We start from the raw sequence: 16,611 nt of genomic DNA, 5'->3' as shown, positions 1-16,611 counted from the left end.
ACCGCGATTTGCGACGCTGTGATCATGACACCCCGAACGTGTCTCGTCACCGGCGCGGGCCGGGGCATCGGCGGCGTCATCGCCGCCCGGCTGTCCGCCGCCGGTCACCGGGTCGCGCTGAACGCCCGCGACCGCGACCGGCTGGAGGCGGTGGCCGCCGCGCTGCCCGGTCCCGCGCTGACCGTGCCCGCCGACGTCACCGATCCGGGCGCCGCCGACGCGGTGTTCGAGGCGGTCGAGCGAGAGTGGGGACGGGTCGAGGTGCTCGTGCTGAACGCCGGCGCCGGCACGTCCGCGTCCCTCGCCCGTACGACCGATGAGGACTGGCAGCGCATGCTCGACCTCAACCTCACCGCGCCGTTCCGGTTCCTGCGTCGTGCGACGCCGTCGATGACGGAGGGCGGCTGGGGCCGGGTCGTGCTCATCGCCTCGGTCGCCGCCAAGCAGGGCGCGCCGTACATCAGCGCGTACGCCGCCGCCAAGCACGGCGCACTCGGCCTCGTACGCTCCGCCGCGGCCGAGCTCGCCGGCACGGGCGTCACGGTCAACGCCGTGTGTCCCGGCTACGTCGACACCCCGATGACCGCGCGTACGGTGGCCGACATCGCGGACAAGACGGGCCGTACGGAGGAGCAGGCGCTCAAGGCGCTGACGCGGCAGCAGCCGATCGGCCGGCTGATCACGCCGGAGGAGGTCGCGGACGCGGTCGAGCTGTGTGTGCTCAGCGCCGCGATCACCGGCCAGGGCATCAACGTCGACGGAGGCGCGGTCCAGTCATGATCGAGCGAATCAACCCGCCTGAGCTGGGCAGACCCTCGGGCTTCTCGCACGCCGTGGCGACCGGCGCGGACCGGCTGATCTTCCTGGCCGGGCAGACCGCGCTGGACGCCGACGGCCGGATCACCGGCGACGGCGTGGTCGGGCAGTTCGAGCGGGCGCTGGGCAACCTGCTGACCGCGCTGGCCGCGGCCGGCGGCGCGCCGGGCGACCTGGTCAGCATGACCGTCTACATCGTCGACATGGACGACTACCGCGCCCACGCACGGGAGATCGGCGCGGTCTGGCGCCGGCTCGCCGGCACCGACTACCCGGCCATGGCCGGCATCGGCGTGCACCGGCTCTGGGACGCCGAGGCGCTGGTCGAGGTGCAGGGCGTCGCCGCGGTCAACCCGCGATCGTCTTCCTGACGTACGCGCGGGCCGGCTCCTCCAGCCGCGACCGCAGGTCGAAGAACAGATCGGCCGCGCGGATCCCGATCCAGTCCTCGGGCAGGAGCTCCACGGGCAGGCCGGGGTCGAGGTAGGGCAGCCGCCGCCAGTCGGTGAGCACGCGGACGTAGCCGGCGAAGGCCGTACGGTCGTCCGGGGCGCGGTGCCGGGCCGGGGCGTGCGCGTCGAGGAACTCCCGGTAGTGCCGTTCGAGCTCCTCCAGATCCCACCAGCCGCGCACCTTCGCGGCGAGGTCGCCGAAGGCGAGGTGGTCGCCGCGGAACAGGTCGGCGTAGGGGTCGAGTTCGAGGCGGCGCAGCATGTCGGCGGTCGCGCCGTGCAGGTGCGCCGGCGCGATCCACACGCCCGGTGCGGCGGTGCCGAACCCGAGCCGGGTGAGCTGCGAGCGCAGGATGTGCCGCTTGTGCCGCTCGGCCTCGGGCACCGAGAACACCGCCAGCATCCAGCCGTCGGCCGGCGTCGCCCGCTCGCGCCGGAAGATGCGGTCGTCGCCCTCGCGCAGGATGGCCAGGCCGTCGGCGGACAGCTCGTACCCGGCCGCTCCGCCGTGCCGCCGGGCGACGAGGATGCCGCGCCGCTTGAGCCGCGAGATCGAGGAGCGTACGGCGGGCTCGTCGACGGACAGGACGCCGAGCAGCTCGATCAGGGAGGCGACCGACAGCCACCCGCCGTCGGAGCGCGCGTACAGGCCGTAGACCGTCACGATCAGATGCCGGGGCTGCGCCGCGCGCGGTGCCGTCCCGGCCTCATCCGTATCGGGCACCGTCGTCACGCCGCCACAATATCCGGTAAGCGTCAGCCGAGGAGGAGGCTGCCGGAGTCGTACGCCTCCACGCTGTAGCCGGTCTCGCGCAGCAGGGCCGTGAACCGGCCGGGGGCCTCGCCCGGCAGCTCGACCAGGGCGCGCGCCGCCGGGGAGTGGCGGCGGCGGATCGTCGTCCCGTCGTAGTGGTACAGCCCCCACTGCGCCCACGGGACGTCCGGGGCCGGATCCTCGTGCTGCATCCAGGCCATCCAGTCGTCGCCGTGGACGTACCAGCAGTGGATCGCGCCCTTGCGCCACGCGCCCTTGTGGTGGATCCAGACCCAGGGGTTCTGGGCCTCGACCCGATGGGAGCCGGACGGATAATGATCAAGCTGACGGGCATCGTGCATGATCAGGCATTCTCGAACAAGAGTTCGAGTGATCACAAGTTCTCGCTGGTCAAGACCTGATCTGTGCCGCCTGACGGAACGCCGATCAGTCCTAGCCGATCAGTCCTCCGCCGCGATGCAGGCCCTGCCGGCGCAGGTGCGCAGCTTCGCCAGCCGGGCCGAGAACGACGCGATCAGCGATCGTATCGGCGGCGAGCGGTCCGACGCGAGGTTGTGCGTCTCATACGGATCGGCCGCCACGTCGTACAGCTCGCGTTCCTTGGTGGAGTACTCCACGTAGAAGTATCGCCCGGTATCAAGCCCCTCGTACGGCGCGATGTAGAACTTCTCCCGCGTCGAGGGCGACAGGAGCTCGGGTGGTTCGAGCACGCCGTTCTTGGGCGGTTTGAGCGGTGGCTGCGTCCCCGGGCCGTGCCCGTGTTCGAGCAGGAACGCCTGCCTCCAGGTCCTGGGCGTGCCGGGCCGCATGAGCGGGACCAGCGACCGGCCGTTCACGAACCCCGGCGTCCTGGCCCCGGCCAGCTCGGCGACCGTCGGAGCGACGTCGACGTTGCCGGCGAGCTGCCCGACGGTACGCCCGGCGGGCACCCCCGGCCCGCGTACGACGAACGGGACGCGGGTGTCCTCCACGTACGCGGTGTTCTTCCCCGGCGGCATCCGGTGCTGGCCGATGTGGAAGCCGTTGTCGGAGGTGAAGACGAAGTAGGTGTTGTCGAGCCGCCCCGACTGCCGCAGCGTGCCGACCAGGTCGCCGATCATGTCGTCGACGGACTGCAGGGAGCGCAGGCGGTCGCGGTAGAGCGCGTCCCAGGTCGCCGCCTCCTTCTTCGAGACGGGCGGCAGCCGGCGTACCTCGGTTGGCTTCCCGGTGAGGTCCTTCTCGTTGTAGGAGGGCGTGCGCGGGGCCTTGAGGCCCTTGAACAGCTTGGCGTGCCGGGGCGCCGGGGTGGCCGGGGCGTGCGGGTTGTAGACGCCGAGATAGGCGAAGAACGGTTTTTTCGACGGCGCGCCGATGAACGTGCGTGCCTTCAGGTTGAGCACGTCGGTCAGGTAGTCGCGCGCCTTGTGCCCGTGCGACTCCAGCCTGCCGTTGTCGTTGAGCGTGTAGTTGAACTGGTGGTACGGCGAGCCTGACGCCGGGACGTCCCACGTGGTCCAGCCGGGCGGGATGTAGGTCTTCTTGACCGGCGCCTGCTCGGGATAGCCGTTGAGGTACTTCCCGAACAATCCGGTCCGGTATCCCGCGCTCTTCAGCCAGGTGGCGATGGTGGAGTCCTCAAGGCCCTTGCCGTAGAAGCGCCCGAAGCCCCCGTTCGGGGCGGTGTTGCTCCACACCGTGGTGTTGTGCGCGTACTGGCCGCGCAGGGTCGTGGACCGCGACGGGCAGCACCACGACACGCTCACGTTGTAGTCGGTGAAGGTCGTGCCCTGGTCGGCCAGCAGCGACTTCAGCCGCGGCATCACCGAGATCTCACTGGAGTCGAGGTCGTCGGTGAGCAGGAAGACGAAGTTGGGACGCGTGACCGGCCCCTGCTTCGCCGGGAGGCGCATGGGCATCCGCCGGGGCGGCGGCGTACGGGAACCGGAGGCGGCGCAGGCCGTGACGGCCAGCAGCGCGACGAGGACGGCGGCGAGCGGACGACTGCGTGTCACCTACGCGCCCATCGCCTTCCCGGCGCCCACCGCCAGGACCGCCGCCGCGCTCGCGGCGGCGACCTCCTCGATCGTCGGTGGCTGCACGTCATCTCGGTCCGACCTCAGATCCGCGGTGTCGCCGATCACGGTCACCCCGCTCTCCAGCAGTTCGGATACGTCTTGGGCGCTCCACTCGGCGACGCACGAACGCCAGTGCGGAGGTACGGCGATGCGCGGCCCGCGCTCGACGCGCGGCTGGAAGCCGTCGGCGAGGACGGCCTCGCGCAGCCGCCGTGCCGTGTCCGGGGTCCAGCCGGCCTTGGCGAGGGCGGAGTTGAGCGAGGTGAGCACGACGGCCTCGGGTGCGGTCAGCCCGGTGTGCACGGGCCGGGCCGCGGCGTCGCCGGTGGGGAAGGTGAAGCCGGGCACCCCGATCGCCTCGGCGAAGCGGGCCCACAGGAGCTGCGGCGGCCGGCCCGGGCTGGTCACCACGCGAACGCGGGACTGGCCGACCTCACGCGCCCAGCGCCGCGCGAGGCGGCCGATCGCGAACGCCCGCCACAGATGCAGCTCGCCGTCCTCCTCGATCCGCGCCGCCGGCAGCCGCCGTTGCTCTCCCAGCATGTCGAGGTAGCGCTCGAATCCCAAGCGGCGTCCGTTGCGTACGTGCTGCTGCCACAGCGAGGGCAGCGACCGGCCCAGGCTCCGCGCGGTCACCACGACCTCGACGTCGCCGACGCCCAGCCGCGCGAGCAGGGTGCGGATCGCCGGCGTGCGAATCACCGAAAGCGCCTCGGCGGACAGCAACACCGTTCCCTTCTCGCGCGAGACCTGGCGTTCGAGGTCCTTCCACGCGCTCTTCTCGGTGGCCGCCCGCTCTTCGGACACCCACGGGTACTCCTGGCCGAGCAGGCCGTATGAGGCCCATTCGTGGTTGTCGGTACGGCGGCGCCGCTTGCCGGCGGGGGCCACCGGATAGACGATGCCCGCTTCGGCCAGTTCGCCGGCGCTGCCGGCGATGAGTTCCTGAAGGTACGTAGTGCCGGATTTCTGCAGGCCTATATGCAAGATCAGCCGGGATGCCATCCGCCACCGTTCTCCGCAAAAGAGTTGCCAAGGGATGGCAAAAGACCCTAGAGGTCCTGCCCCGCGTAGGTCGTAGCTGTGCAGAGAGCAGGCAGTGAACAGATCGTGACGAACGACGGGCCTGCCGATGGCCCGCGGCTTGACGTCCGCTGCACGATGTTACCCATCAGTAGGTGCTGACACGCCCCGGCGGTGAATGTATAACAAGTTCACTTTTCATCTCCGGGAGACGGCGCCATGGGTGACTACAGAGCTTCGCGGACACGCCCAACACGACAATCTGGGGGTGTCACGCGTCGGCGCTTCATTGTTGGAACAGGTTCTACTTTGGGGGCGCTCGCGCTGCCCTCGTGGTGGACCGCCGCCGTCGCCACGCCACGGAAGGCGCTCGCCGCCGGGGACCACGTGCCGGCCCTGGTCATCGGCAGCGGTTACGGAGGGGCCGTCGCGGCGCTGCGCCTCACGCAGGCCGGCATCGCCACCCACATCGTGGAGATGGGTCAGAGCTGGACCACACCGGGCTCCGACGGAAAGATCTTCTGCGACATGCTCAACCCTGACGGCCGGTCGTACTGGCTGCGGACCAAGACGGACCAGCCGCTCGGCTACTTCCTGGGCATCCCGGTCAACAAGACCATCCCGAAGTACGCCGGAGTGCTCGACTCCGAGAGTTTCGCCGCGACCCGGATCTACCAGGGGCGGGGCGTGGGCGGCGGCTCGCTCGTCAACGGCGGAATGGCCGTCACGCCCAAGCGCGCGTACTTCGAGGAAGTGCTGCCCTCGGTCAACTCCGACGAGATGTACACGACGTACTTCCCGCGCGCGAACGCCGGCCTCGGGGTCAACACCATCGACCAGGCGTGGTTCGAGACGACCGACTGCTACCAGTACACCCGGGTCAGCCGGATGCGGGCGAACAACGCCGGGTACGCGACGACGTTCCTGCCCAACGTCTACGACTTCGACTACATGAAGCGTGAGGCCGCGAACCAGGCGGTGCGCTCGGCGCTGGCCTCCGAGGTGATCTACGGCAACAACTACGGCAAGAGGTCGCTGGACAAGACCTACCTCGCGGCGGCGGCCGCCACGGGCCGGCTCACGATCACGACGCTGCACACGGTGACCTCCGTGTCCCCGGCCACGGGCGGCGGCTACACCGTCGCGATGAACCAGCTCGACACCTCGGGCAACACCGTCGCCACCAAGACGGTCACCGCCGACCGGGTGTTCTTCGCCGCCGGCAGCGTGGGCACGAGCAAGCTGCTCGTCTCCATGAAGGCCCAGGGCAAGCTGCCGAACCTTCCCGCGGCGGTCGGCCAGGGCTGGGGGAACAACGGCAACGTGATGGTCGCGCGGGCGGGCCTGGACCTGACCGGCTCCCTGGAGTCGGGCATGCCCTCCATGGGCATCGACAACTGGTCCGACCCGAACGGCCCGGTGTTCGCCGAGATCGCCCCGTTCCCGGCCGGCATCGAGACCTGGATCAACCTCTACCTGGCGATCACCAAGAACCCGAACCGTGCCGCGTTCACGTTCAACTCCTCCACCGGCAAGGTCGACCTGTCCTGGCAGGCGTCGTACACGCAGCCGTCGATCGACGCCGCGAAACGGGTGTTCGACGCCATCAACAAGAAGGCCGGCACGATCTACCGGACCGACCTGTTCGGCGTCTACAAGACCTGGGGTGACGACTTCGTCTACCACCCGCTCGGCGGGTGCGTGCTCGGCAAGGCGACGGACAACTACGGCCGGGTGCCGGGCTACAGCGGCCTGTACGTCGTGGACGGGTCGCTCGTCCCGGGCAGCATCGGCGTGAACCCGTTCGTGACGATCACGGCGCTGGCCGAGCGGAACATGGCGAAGATCATCTCGACCGACCTGGCGTGAAGCCGGTCTTCCGGCGCTCGCGCGCCGGAAGACCGTTCGCTCACTGGAGCCGGAAGGACTGCGCGGCGGCACCGTTGCACGCCGACTGCTGGAGCTGGACGCTGTCCGCCGAGCTCGGGGAGGTCAGGCACTTCATGTGGCCCTGACCTGCGGCGCTGTTACGGTTGACGATCCGGTAGGTGGTGCCGCTCGCCTCCGGGACCAGCTGCCACTGCTGGTTCTTCCCGCTGCTGTAGGTCCACAGCTGGATCGGCGCGTTGTCGGCCGTGGACTTGCCGGTCACGTCGAGCACCTCGGCCGGGGCGTTCCGGTTGTTGATCCTCGTGTACGGCCCGTCGACGTACTGGAACTGGAACTGCTGCGCCGTCGTGCCGTTGCAGGCGTACTGCTGGATCACGGTGCCGCTCGCCGTCCCCGCCGCGCGGGCGTCCACGCACTTGCCGTTGCCGGCGTTGACCAGCGTGTACCACTGGCTCTGCGACACCGGGTCGGTGGACTGGTCGGTCGCCGGCGCCCCGGCGAGCGACAGCAGGCCGTCGAGGATGAACGCGTCCTGGGCCGGGTCGGCGAAGGTGGAGGAGGTCGCGATGTCGGCGGAGTAGTTCATGTCGTTGTGGCCGAAGTTCGCGTAGAGCATTTTGTACTTCTTGTTGCTCCACATGATCGGGTAGTAGCCGCTCGTCCAGGACTGGCTCGCGTTCGTGCCGAGGGGGAAGCTCGCGGGGTCCACCGAGGCGAGAACGTCGATGTTCGGGTTCTGCCGCAGGTCGTGCTGCCAGCTGTACCACTCGCTGACGCCGGAGGTGAACTTCGCCGGTACGCGCCGCATCGCCGGATGGCTCGGATCGCCGTTGTCGAGAATGGCCGCCGACGGGCCCCAGGTGTTCGTCTCGAAGGCGCCGGTGCCGAGGAACTGGTTGTAGTACCAGTCCCAGTCCGCTCCGTTGGTGGTGAACGCGGAGACGTGGAAGCCGAAGAACGCCCCGCCATTGTTCATGTAGTTCTGGAAACCGGTCCGCTCGGCGGAGGTGTGCGGCGCGTCGTCGAGGAACATCACCACCTGGTACTGCGACGCGGTCAGTGAGTTGAGCTGGTCCCAGTTGGTCGTGGCGGTGAAGGTGAAGCCGTTCTGCGCGCCGACCTTGGGGAACCACGTCCGCGCCTCGGTCTCGAAGCTCACGTGCGCGGCGTCGCCCTCGGCGGGGCCGGTGTAGAAGGCGAGGACCTTGAAGGGGGTGGCCGCGTGGGCGGCCGGCGTGGTGAGCAGGGCCGCGGTGACCAGCGCCGAAAAGACCAGCGCGAGTGTTTTCACCAGCTTTTTCGCAGCGTTCATCCAGGCCTGTCCTTTCCTTGGTGTTCGTTTCCACTGGCGGGTGGAGGAAGGGCGGGTGGGGCGTTCTCTTAATGGTTAGTTAAGTTTCCTTACTGTTGTCAACAAATAAAGCACAGGGGGATCGCCTGGTTCAAGTACCGGAGTGCCAGTGGGTCTCCTGCCGTACGCGGCCGGGTTACCGTGCTGGGGGAGGTGCCATGCTCACCGAGACCTCACCCGTGCTGTACCGGGCCGCCCACGTGATCGCGCAGACCTCCGGCCCGGACCCGGAGGCGTTCGCCGTCGAGGGCGGCCGGATCCGGGCGACGGGGGACGTGGCGTCGTTGCGCGCCCGGTTCCCCGGCGCCCGGGAGGTGGATTTCGGCACGTCGACGGTCATCCCGGGCCTGCACGACGCGCACATCCACCTTGCCAACGCCGCCGACGCCCTGCTGCACCTCGACCTGTCGGCCGCGGCCGTACGGGACGTGGACGCCTTGCTGGCGCGGGTCGGCGAGGCGGCCGTCGAGCCCGGTTCCTGGGTGCGCGGCGGCCGGTACGACGACGTCAAGACCGGGCCGCTCACCCGCTGGGACCTGGACCGGGTCGCGCCGGACAATCCGGTCATCGTCCTCCAGGTCGCGGGCCACTGGGGCGTGGCGAACTCATCCGCGCTGCGTGAGCTGGGCGTCTCGGAGTCGTCCGAGCCGCCGCCGGGCGGGGACTACGGCCGGTCCGCGGACGGTTCGCTGGACGGCCGCCTGATCGAGCGCGCCCTGATGAACGTCGTGTACGCGGCGACGGCGCGCGGCGCGTCGCCGCTGCCGGTGTCCTCGCCGGAGGACCGGCTGCGGGGCCTGACCCGAGCCCAGGAGATGTGGCACGCGGCCGGCCTGACGTCGATCTGCGACGCGCTGATCGACCCGTCGGACGTCGCACTGCTGGGGCGGGCCCGCTCTGCGGGCCTGCTCACGATGCGGGTCGGCATGCTCCTGTCCATCGACCACTATCCGAAGGCGCGCGCTTTGGGGGTGGGCAGCGGTTTCGGCGACGACCTGCTTCGGTTCGTGGGCGTGAAGGCGTTCGTGGACGGCGCGATCGGCGGCCGTACGTGCCTGCTGTCCGAGCCGTACGCGGACGTGGGCGGGCACGGGCTGCAGACGACGCCGACGTCGGAGCTGTTCGACGCCGTACGCACCGTGCACCGGGACGGCAACCGCATCGGCGTCCACGCGAACGGCGACGCGGCCATCCGCCTGGTCCTGGACGCGTTCGAGTCGGCCCACCGCGAACTGCCCCGGCCGGTGCGCCACCGCATCGAGCACTGCTCGGTGATCGACGACGACATCCTGAAGCGGATGAGGGCGCTGAACGCGATCGCCGTCCCGTTCGCGGGTTATGTGGCCTACCACGGCGGCGCGCTGAACCGCTGGTACGGCCCGGAACGCACGTCCCGGATGTTCGCCCACCGCTCTTTCCTGGACGCGGGCGTGACGGTGGCGGGCTCGTCGGACTATCCGTGCGGCCCGTACGAGCCGCTGCTGGGCATCCAGTCCATGGTGACCCGGGAGGGCGTCGACGACGGCGAGCAGGTCGGCCCGTCGCAACGGGTGACCGCGGAGGAGGCATTGCGCGTCTTCACCCTGGGTTCCGCGGAGGCAGAGGGAGCCGAAACCACCCGCGGCCGCCTCGCGCCGGGCTATCTGGCCGACTTCGTCGTCCTGGCGGACGACCCCCTGACCGTCGACCCCCACGGCCTGTCCTCCATCCAGATCCAGTCGACGTACGTGGGCGGCGAACGCGTGTGCGGAATGACGTGCTAAAAGGCGTGAAAGCGGCGTTTCGGACTGGGTATTCACCCTTGTTTGAACGTGCATTTTGGACATCCCTTACTGGGTCGTTTGTTCTTTGGTGGTCCGCGACACCTCCGGCGGTGCCCCCGCGCGTGAGAAGGACGACTACATCGACGAGCAGAGCTGGTACTCACGCGCAGAGCTCCTGTCGCTCAATGTGATCCACTCACAGCTGGCCGCGGTCAAACTGATAGCCGAACACCAGAGCTGACCGGCATGGCCCCCTCCCGGCTCATTCTGGTCTCGGGCTTCCATGCTCGACCGGGAGATGGACCGCCGGATCAAGGCCCACTTCGAGCGGGTACGACGCCGCGTACGCCCCCACGCGGGTCCGGGGTGTCTCCGACCCGGCGGGGGATGAGATGGATGTGCGCGTGGAACACGGTCTGGCCCGCGGCGATGCCGGAGTTCGTGCCCACGTTGAAGCCGGCGATCTCCGGGTCGGCGGCCCGCAGCCGTCCACGCAGGTCGTGCAGTGCCGCGTACGCCTCGCGGACCTCCAGGGCCGTCATCTCGAAGAAGTCCGCCACGTGCCGTGCGGGCACGATGAGGTGGTGTCCCTCGGTGACCGGGTGGGCGTCCGCGATGACGGCGACGAGGCCCTGCTCGGTCCGTTGTCCTCGGCCGTTCGTCATGGCCGCGCAGAAGGTGCAGTCACCGTCGCGGATCGCCGCCATCTCTGCTCGCCTCCCTGCCGAGGCCACGGTGCCTCTGCCGAGGATTGTGCCGTGCCCGCGGCTCAGCGGTAGCCGCTTGAGGTGTTGAGGAGTTCGGAGCGGAGGCGGCGGCCGTAGCCGGTGGTGACGCCCAGGCGGCGGGCGAGTTCGGTGCCCGGGAGGTCCGGTTCGGTGGCCAGCAGGGCGGCGGCGCGCTGGCGGGCGCTGCCACTCGGGGGCGGCTCGGTCAGTTGCTCGAGTTTCGGCTCCAGGGCGCGCAGGTCCGGGAGGCGGTCCGGCCTGGTCGTCTCCGCCTCCGACTCCACCAACGGCTCGGGTTCCAGAGTGATCGGTGCCGGGCTGAGGGCGGCCGTGAGCGACGGCAACAGCTCCGCCGGCGCGACCGCGCTCAGTTTCAGGGCCAGGCGGTCCGGGGCCGGGGCGTCGCGGCGCCACTTGCGGCCGTACTCCATCTCCAGGCGGGCGATCTCCGCGCGGCGTTCGGCCTCGATCTCCAGGGCGCGGCGATACGAGGTGATCTCCCAGAGGATCATGCGGCGGCGCAGGCGGGCCGTCGACAGCGGGGCCAGGAGCCACCGGGACCTGCGGACCTTCTCCATGCGGCCGCCGGTCACCAGGCCCACTCGCGCGGCGAGGACATGGCGGGCGTACTCGCAGAAGAGCACCCACAGTGCCGGCATCGCGGCGTGGGCGATGCGGATCGGGACCGGGCCTCCGGCCTGCCAGTTCAGCCAGATCGTGGCGGCGGTGAAGGCCCACGGGATCATGCGCATCGACGGCTTGGCCATCCGCCAGTACGAGAGGAGCAGGTCGGCGGCCGAGAAGACCAGGATGGCGACGTCGATGGCGACCGGTACGGCCCACGCCGTGTCGCGGAACCACGGCCGCACGTACTCGTACACCGTCTGGAACGAGACGTACATGCCGATCAGGGCGAGTGTCAGCATGGCGGCGCCGATCAGGCATACGGCCGCGCGTTCGCCGGTGCTGTCGCCGAGCGCGCGGACCGGTTGTCCGCGGCGTTCCGCTTCCTGGTCGCAGTAAGTCACGACGGGAGCCACCTCTCGTCTTCGGGTTCCGGACACTGCGTCCAGGGCACAATACGCACATATCACCCTCTTGATCGCCCGATTTGCCGGGGCGACACAGGTGACCATTGCGACATCCCGGTCCGGTCGGATAGTCAGGCCAGGTGACCACCACGTACGTTGTCCCGGGACTGTCAGAGTCCGTAGAGATACTTGTCGACCGGTGGGGCGTGCCGCATCTGTACGCGGGCTCGGCCGACGACGTGTTCGTCGCGCAGGGTTTCAACGCCGCGCGTGACCGGCTGTTCCAGATCGACCTCTGGCGGCGGCGCGGGCTCGGGCTGATGTCGGAGGTGTTCGGCGAGACGCATCTCGAACGCGACCGCGCGGCCCGGCTGTTCCTCTACCGCGGCGACATGCACGCCGAATGGCTCGCGTACGGCTCGGACACCAAGCGTGTGACCAGCGCGTTCGTCCGTGGGGTCAACGCGTTCGTCGCCCTGTGCCATGAGGATCGGCGCCATCTGCCGCCGGAGTTCACCGAGCTGGACTACCTGCCCGCCTACTGGGACCCGGCGGACGTCGCGCGGATCCGCGGCCACGGGCTCTTCTACAACCTGGAGCAGGAGGTCGCGCGGGCGCTGACCCTCCGCGACTTCGGTCCCGAGGTGGAGGACCTGCGGCGCGTACGGGAGCCGGCGCACCGGCTGCGCGTGCCGGACGGGCTCGACCTCGACGTGGTCCCGGACGACGTGCTGCGGGTCTACCACCTGGCGACCACGACGTCCGAGGAGCGGCCGCGCGGCGGGCTCGACGGCAGCAACAACTGGGTGATCGGCCCCTCCCGTACGGCCTCGGGCCGCCCGCTGCTCGCCAACGACCCGCACCGCGCCGTCTCACGCCCGGCACTGCGCTACATCGCGCACCTGTCCGCGCCGGGCCTGGACATCATCGGCGCCGGCGAGCCCGCGCTGCCCGGCATCTCCATCGGGCACAACGGGAAGATCGCCTTTGGACTCACCATCTTCCCGATCGACCAGGAGGATCTATACGTCTACCGGACCAATCCGGCCGACCGCCGCGAGTACGCCTATGGCGGGCGGTGGGAGCCGATGGAGCGCGTACGCGAGGTGATCCCGGTGCGCGGCGGCGAGCCGGTCGAGGCCGACCTCTGGTTCACGCGGCACGGCCCGGTGATCTACTCGCGCGCCGACCGGAACGCCGCCTTCGCCGTACGGGCCGCGTGGCTCGAACCCGGCATGGCGCCGTACCTGGGCAGCATGGACTACATGCGCGCGAGCGGCCCGGACGATTTCGTCGCCGCGATGAACCGCTGGGGCTCGCCGGGCGAGAACCAGGTGTACGCCACGCCGGACGGCACCATCGGCTGGCGTCCCGCCGGTCTCATCCCCAGACGCCCGAACTGGGACGGCACCCTGCCCGTGCCCGGCGACGGCCGGTACGAATGGGACGGTTTCCACGACGTGGACGAACTCCCGTCCGTACGGGACCCGGAGTCCGGCTGGTTCGCGACCGCCAACCAGCGCAACCTGCCCGAGGACCACCCCTTCGCCGTGACGTTCGACTGGTACGCCCCGTTCCGTCACCAGCGGGTCGCCGAGGAGCTCGGGTCCCGTACGGGCTGGACCGTACAGGACTGCGTCCGGCTCCAGACCGACTACGTGAGCCTGCCCGCGCGGCGGATCGTCGCGCTGCTCAAGGGCCTGACCAGCGAGGACGTACGGGTCGAGGCGGCGCGGCGGCTCTTGGGCGCCTGGGACGCGACGTTGCGCCCCGGCGACGGCGCGGCGGCGCTGTTCGAGGTCTGGTACCGGCGGCACCTGCGGCCGGCGCTGCTCGAGACGGCGCTGCGCGGGGTGGTGTCCTCGGAGAAGCGGCGAGCCGAGGCACTCGCCCGCGTCCTGCCCGCCGAGGAGGACGGTTCGGACGCCCGGGTGGACCTGAGCCTGCTGCCGTCGGTCGATCCGGCGCTGCTCCTGCGGACGCTCGCGGACGCGGTGACCGAGGTCGAGGGGCTCCTCGGACAGGACATGGCGTCGTGGACGTGGGGCGCGCTGCACCAGGCCGAACCCCGGCACCCGCTGCTCACCGGCCGCGACTGGACGTCGGCTGGCCCGGCGCCGCGCGGGGGCAGCGGCGACACGGTCGGCGCGACGCTGTACGGCCCGGACTTCCGTCAGACGGGCGGCGCGACGTTCCGGCTGGTGGTCGACGTGGGGGCGTGGGACGAGTCGGTGGCCATGAACGCCCCGGGCCAGTCCGGCGTCCCGGACAGCCCCCACTACGACGACCTCTTCGAGCCGTGGGCCGCCGACGAGGCGTTCCCGCTCCTCTACAGCCGCGCGGCGATCGAACGAAACCTCGGCGAACGCATCGTCCTCCGCCCGGAGTGAGACCGCGATCGGGTCAGAGGACGAGGAACGCGGCGAGCGCGTTTCGCCCCGGCTGCTCAGCCGCCGACGAGCTGGACCAGTTTGATGAACACCACCTCCTGGTCCACGTTCAGGTCCACCGTCTCGTCCAGGGACTCCACCTGGCGGTCGCCGATCAGCAGGATGAAGCCGTTGCCCGCGAAGGCGCGTTCGGCGATGTCGGCCTGGCGTTCCCAGTCGAGGCGGCGGGGGGAGCGCAGGCGGTAGCCGCCCGGGGCGAGTTCCGCGTCGTCCGGTTTCACCAGGCCGGCGAAGTGCCGTGACGGGGCCGCGTTGTGCCGGGCGACCTCCTCGCGGACCCGCAGCCGCAGCAGCTCGCGTACGGTCAGGCTGTCCGGCAGGTCGGTCAGCCGGAGTGACGCCAGAGAGCCGCCGGCCGCGGTCTCGTCGCGCAGGGCCAGAACGGCCATCAGCGTCCCCTCTTGATCTGTCGCATGATGCTCTCGTCCTCGATGGCGGCGTCGTCGGCCAGCAGGAACGCCTTGCTGAGGATCAGCGCGAGCCGGTCGTCCTCGAACGGCAGGTGGACGGTCTCGCCGCCGCGTCCCCGCACGATGCACAGGTAGACGTCGTCCGGCTCCATCAAGATGTTCGCCGAGCCCAGATGGATCTTGTACGTGCGCAGCGAGCCGCGGACCACCAGGAACCGTTCGTCCAGGGACGTGCACGAGGCGATCTTCGTACGCGGCAGCAGGCGGGCCAGGGTGTCGCGGCGGACCTCGGCCGCGGCGGTGAGTTCGCCGAAGCCGTGGGAGTACCAGTACGTCCGGTGGCGGTCCTCTCCGCGGTCGGCCCATTCGGGATCGGCGGCGATCGAGGTGACGCCGACGAACAGGTCGACGTCGCGCATGAGCTCGCTGAACACGACCGGTGGCACGTCCGCCAAGGCCGCCTCGTGCCACTCGCCGCCCTCGCGGCGGTCGAACCGGACCTGGTCCGTACCGGCCAGCGCGGTCTCGGCGTACCCCTCGACGTAGGAGTGGAAGAACCGCGCGCGCCACCGCCGCCCGGCCACCTCGCGGGTCGCCTCGGCCTCGTCGCCCCCGTCCCACGGCCCGAGCATGTGCGTCGACCAGGCCCGCGTCTTGAGCAGCGCGTACAGCCGCTGGTAGCGCAGGATGTGCGCGGCGAAGCGGTTGGAGTAGACGCGTGTCTCCAGCTCGGCCGGGGTCAGGGGGTAGATCTCCCGGAACGCCTGCCGGAACGGCTGCCGGATGTCGCGGTCCGTGAGCAGGTCACGCCAGGCGCGGATCTCCTCGACACGCGAGCGAATGGGATGCCAGAGCCGGACCGCCGAACCGGTGACGGGCCGCCCGTCCACGTCCACCAGCGCGTCGTCCACCGGCAGGGCAGCCCGCCACTCACCGCGGGCGACCTCGACCTCCCAGATCAGCCGCTCGGCGATCGGCCGCCCGACCGGATGCGTGGCGAACGCCTCGCGCCAGTGGTCATAGGCGTATGAGGTCGAGGTGACCAGGCCGCCCTCCAGCGCACGGGTCAGCGTCGCGACGTGCGCCCGCGTCCGCCGCACGAGGTCGCGCAGCTCGCCCAGCTCCTCCGGATGATCGCGTCGGACCGCGGCCGGCACGCCGCGCAGCGACGCGCCCCCGGCTCGCCGCCAGGTCATCAGTACCTCGTCGGAGACGGTCACGAGCCCCTCGTACGCCCCGGCCGTACGGCGGAAGACGCCGTCGGGGCCGAAGCCGAGGTCCGGCTGGCGGAACGCGGTCTCGGGCCGGTCGGCGAGCGCGGCGTCGATCTGTTTGAGGTTGCGGTCGAGCTGTCTGGGCACGCCGCGGTGCCGGATGACGCCACGGACCGAGCGCAGCGCCGTCACCACCTCGGGCGTCGGGAACTCGCGCGCCGCGCGCGTGACCTCGAAGAGCAGCGCCTGCGAGGGCAGGGTCCTGGCGGCCGTGGGCGCGACCGCGACGGCGGGTAGCAGCCGCCCGAGCAGCTCCGGCAGCCACGGCTCGTCGCGCAGCAGCGCCACCCGCGCCGACCGGCCGAGCACGCCGACCTCGTCGGAGGTGAAGGCATGGTCCGCGACGTAGCACTCCTTGCCCGCCTGGATGGCGGCGGCGCGAACGGCGGCGGCCTCGAGCGCCTCCCGTGCGAAGGCGGCGTACGGGGAGTCGGCGAGCGCCTCCCAGTCGTCCGGACCAGGGGGCGCGTTGTAGAGGTGGGCGCGGATCCGTGAGAGCGCTTTTTCGGCGGCGCGACCGAGGGGGAGGGCGTCATCGGCGATGGCCATGGACCGCATCCTGGCAGCCGTCACTGATAAACCACATCGGTG

At 70.5% G+C, this 16,611-nt stretch carries 15 protein-coding genes and 1 pseudogene; 7 read left to right on the top strand and 9 right to left on the bottom strand.

What is annotated here, in order from left to right; genetic code table 11:
• Positions 1-24: 24 nt before the first annotated feature.
• Positions 25-780, top strand: coding sequence for an SDR family NAD(P)-dependent oxidoreductase (locus QWU11_RS03275; protein WP_290103477.1), 756 nt, complete (start codon positions 25-27; stop codon positions 778-780).
• A complete protein-coding gene (locus QWU11_RS03270) occupies positions 777-1,187 on the top strand; it encodes a RidA family protein (protein WP_290103476.1) in 411 nt (136 codons plus the stop codon). The genes QWU11_RS03275 and QWU11_RS03270 overlap by 4 nt, the downstream gene beginning before the upstream one ends.
• Here QWU11_RS03270 and QWU11_RS03265 read toward each other — a convergent pair.
• The 3 genes from QWU11_RS03265 to QWU11_RS03255 form a co-directional block, all read right to left on the bottom strand.
• On the bottom strand, positions 1,165-2,001 hold the full coding sequence (locus QWU11_RS03265; RefSeq protein WP_290103475.1) for a PaaX family transcriptional regulator C-terminal domain-containing protein: 837 nt from the start codon (positions 1,999-2,001) through the stop codon (positions 1,165-1,167). The two genes, QWU11_RS03270 and QWU11_RS03265, sit on opposite strands and share 23 nt — an antisense overlap.
• Before the next feature lie 23 nt (positions 2,002-2,024).
• Positions 2,025-2,384, bottom strand: coding sequence for a hypothetical protein (locus QWU11_RS03260; protein ID WP_290103474.1), 360 nt, complete (start codon positions 2,382-2,384; stop codon positions 2,025-2,027).
• Between the two features lie 99 nt (positions 2,385-2,483).
• Positions 2,484-3,935 (bottom strand): sulfatase-like hydrolase/transferase, encoded by a 1,452-nt coding sequence (locus tag QWU11_RS03255; RefSeq protein ID WP_354670804.1) that lies wholly within the window; start codon positions 3,933-3,935, stop codon positions 2,484-2,486.
• A gap of 5 nt (positions 3,936-3,940) precedes the next feature.
• Between QWU11_RS03255 and QWU11_RS47185 the strand changes: the two are divergent.
• A pseudogene (locus QWU11_RS47185) lies at positions 3,941-3,988 on the top strand (hypothetical protein); the annotation flags it as partial.
• Positions 3,989-4,037: 49 nt separating this feature from the next.
• Here the strand turns inward: QWU11_RS47185 and QWU11_RS03250 are convergent.
• Positions 4,038-5,105, bottom strand: coding sequence for a hypothetical protein (locus QWU11_RS03250; RefSeq protein WP_290103472.1), 1,068 nt, complete (start codon positions 5,103-5,105; stop codon positions 4,038-4,040).
• 327 nt (positions 5,106-5,432) lie between these two features.
• Between QWU11_RS03250 and QWU11_RS03245 the strand changes: the two genes are divergently transcribed.
• Positions 5,433-6,992 carry a GMC oxidoreductase gene (locus QWU11_RS03245; protein WP_290103471.1) on the top strand — a complete coding sequence of 520 codons (1,560 nt, stop codon included), beginning with the start codon at positions 5,433-5,435 and terminating at the stop codon, positions 6,990-6,992.
• A gap of 40 nt (positions 6,993-7,032) precedes the next feature.
• Here the strand turns inward: QWU11_RS03245 and QWU11_RS03240 are convergent, their stop codons facing one another.
• A complete protein-coding gene (locus QWU11_RS03240) occupies positions 7,033-8,325 on the bottom strand; it encodes an RICIN domain-containing protein (protein WP_290103470.1) in 1,293 nt (430 codons plus the stop codon).
• Positions 8,326-8,522: 197 nt separating this feature from the next.
• Between QWU11_RS03240 and QWU11_RS03235 the strand changes: the two genes are divergently transcribed.
• Both QWU11_RS03235 and QWU11_RS03230 read left to right on the top strand, forming a co-directional pair.
• Positions 8,523-10,127 (top strand): amidohydrolase, encoded by a 1,605-nt coding sequence (locus QWU11_RS03235; protein ID WP_290103469.1) that lies wholly within the window; start codon positions 8,523-8,525, stop codon positions 10,125-10,127.
• A gap of 88 nt (positions 10,128-10,215) precedes the next feature.
• Positions 10,216-10,368, top strand: a complete 153-nt coding sequence (locus tag QWU11_RS03230; RefSeq protein WP_290103467.1) for a hypothetical protein — start codon at positions 10,216-10,218, stop codon at positions 10,366-10,368.
• A 70-nt stretch (positions 10,369-10,438) separates the two neighbouring features.
• Here QWU11_RS03230 and QWU11_RS03225 read toward each other — a convergent pair whose 3' ends face one another.
• Positions 10,439-10,834 carry an HIT family protein gene (locus QWU11_RS03225; RefSeq protein WP_290103466.1) on the bottom strand — a complete coding sequence of 132 codons (396 nt, stop codon included), beginning with the start codon at positions 10,832-10,834 and terminating at the stop codon, positions 10,439-10,441.
• Positions 10,835-10,896: 62 nt separating this feature from the next.
• Positions 10,897-11,883 carry a DUF2637 domain-containing protein gene (locus tag QWU11_RS03220; RefSeq protein WP_290103465.1) on the bottom strand — a complete coding sequence of 329 codons (987 nt, stop codon included), beginning with the start codon at positions 11,881-11,883 and terminating at the stop codon, positions 10,897-10,899.
• A gap of 143 nt (positions 11,884-12,026) precedes the next feature.
• On the opposite strand from QWU11_RS03220, the gene QWU11_RS03215 reads away from it, so the two are divergent.
• A complete protein-coding gene (locus QWU11_RS03215) occupies positions 12,027-14,276 on the top strand; it encodes a penicillin acylase family protein (protein WP_290103464.1) in 2,250 nt (749 codons plus the stop codon).
• 56 nt (positions 14,277-14,332) lie between these two features.
• Here QWU11_RS03215 and QWU11_RS03210 read toward each other — a convergent pair whose 3' ends face one another.
• Positions 14,333-14,725, bottom strand: a complete 393-nt coding sequence (locus QWU11_RS03210; RefSeq protein ID WP_290103463.1) for a hypothetical protein — start codon at positions 14,723-14,725, stop codon at positions 14,333-14,335.
• On the bottom strand, positions 14,725-16,569 hold the full coding sequence (locus QWU11_RS03205; RefSeq protein WP_290103462.1) for a DUF4132 domain-containing protein: 1,845 nt from the start codon (positions 16,567-16,569) through the stop codon (positions 14,725-14,727). Before QWU11_RS03205 ends, QWU11_RS03210 begins: the two co-directional genes overlap by 1 nt.
• Positions 16,570-16,611 lie beyond the last annotated feature (42 nt).

The sequence above is a fragment of the Actinomadura sp. DC4 genome (assembly GCF_030406325.1).
Taxonomy (GTDB): domain Bacteria; phylum Actinomycetota; class Actinomycetes; order Streptosporangiales; family Streptosporangiaceae; genus Actinoallomurus.
The sequence above is the reverse complement of the archived record's forward strand: the minus strand, read 5'-3'. Positions and strand labels throughout refer to the sequence as shown.

What these genes read in the sequence shown, in the direction of transcription:
- QWU11_RS03240 (WP_290103470.1), bottom strand. Translation starts at nt 8,325, where the DNA reads ATGAACGCTGCGAAAAAGCTGGTGAAAACACTCGCGCTGGTCTTTTCG.
- QWU11_RS03250 (WP_290103472.1), bottom strand. Translation starts at nt 5,105, where the DNA reads ATGGCATCCCGGCTGATCTTGCATATAGGCCTGCAGAAATCCGGCACT.
- QWU11_RS03225 (WP_290103466.1), bottom strand. Translation starts at nt 10,834, where the DNA reads ATGGCGGCGATCCGCGACGGTGACTGCACCTTCTGCGCGGCCATGACG.
- QWU11_RS03235 (WP_290103469.1), top strand. Translation starts at nt 8,523, where the DNA reads ATGCTCACCGAGACCTCACCCGTGCTGTACCGGGCCGCCCACGTGATC.
- QWU11_RS03270 (WP_290103476.1), top strand. Translation starts at nt 777, where the DNA reads ATGATCGAGCGAATCAACCCGCCTGAGCTGGGCAGACCCTCGGGCTTC.
- QWU11_RS03275 (WP_290103477.1), top strand. Translation starts at nt 25, where the DNA reads ATGACACCCCGAACGTGTCTCGTCACCGGCGCGGGCCGGGGCATCGGC.
- QWU11_RS03210 (WP_290103463.1), bottom strand. Translation starts at nt 14,725, where the DNA reads ATGGCCGTTCTGGCCCTGCGCGACGAGACCGCGGCCGGCGGCTCTCTG.
- QWU11_RS03260 (WP_290103474.1), bottom strand. Translation starts at nt 2,384, where the DNA reads ATGCACGATGCCCGTCAGCTTGATCATTATCCGTCCGGCTCCCATCGG.
- QWU11_RS03205 (WP_290103462.1), bottom strand. Translation starts at nt 16,569, where the DNA reads ATGGCCATCGCCGATGACGCCCTCCCCCTCGGTCGCGCCGCCGAAAAA.
- QWU11_RS03255 (WP_354670804.1), bottom strand. Translation starts at nt 3,935, where the DNA reads ATGCGCCTCCCGGCGAAGCAGGGGCCGGTCACGCGTCCCAACTTCGTC.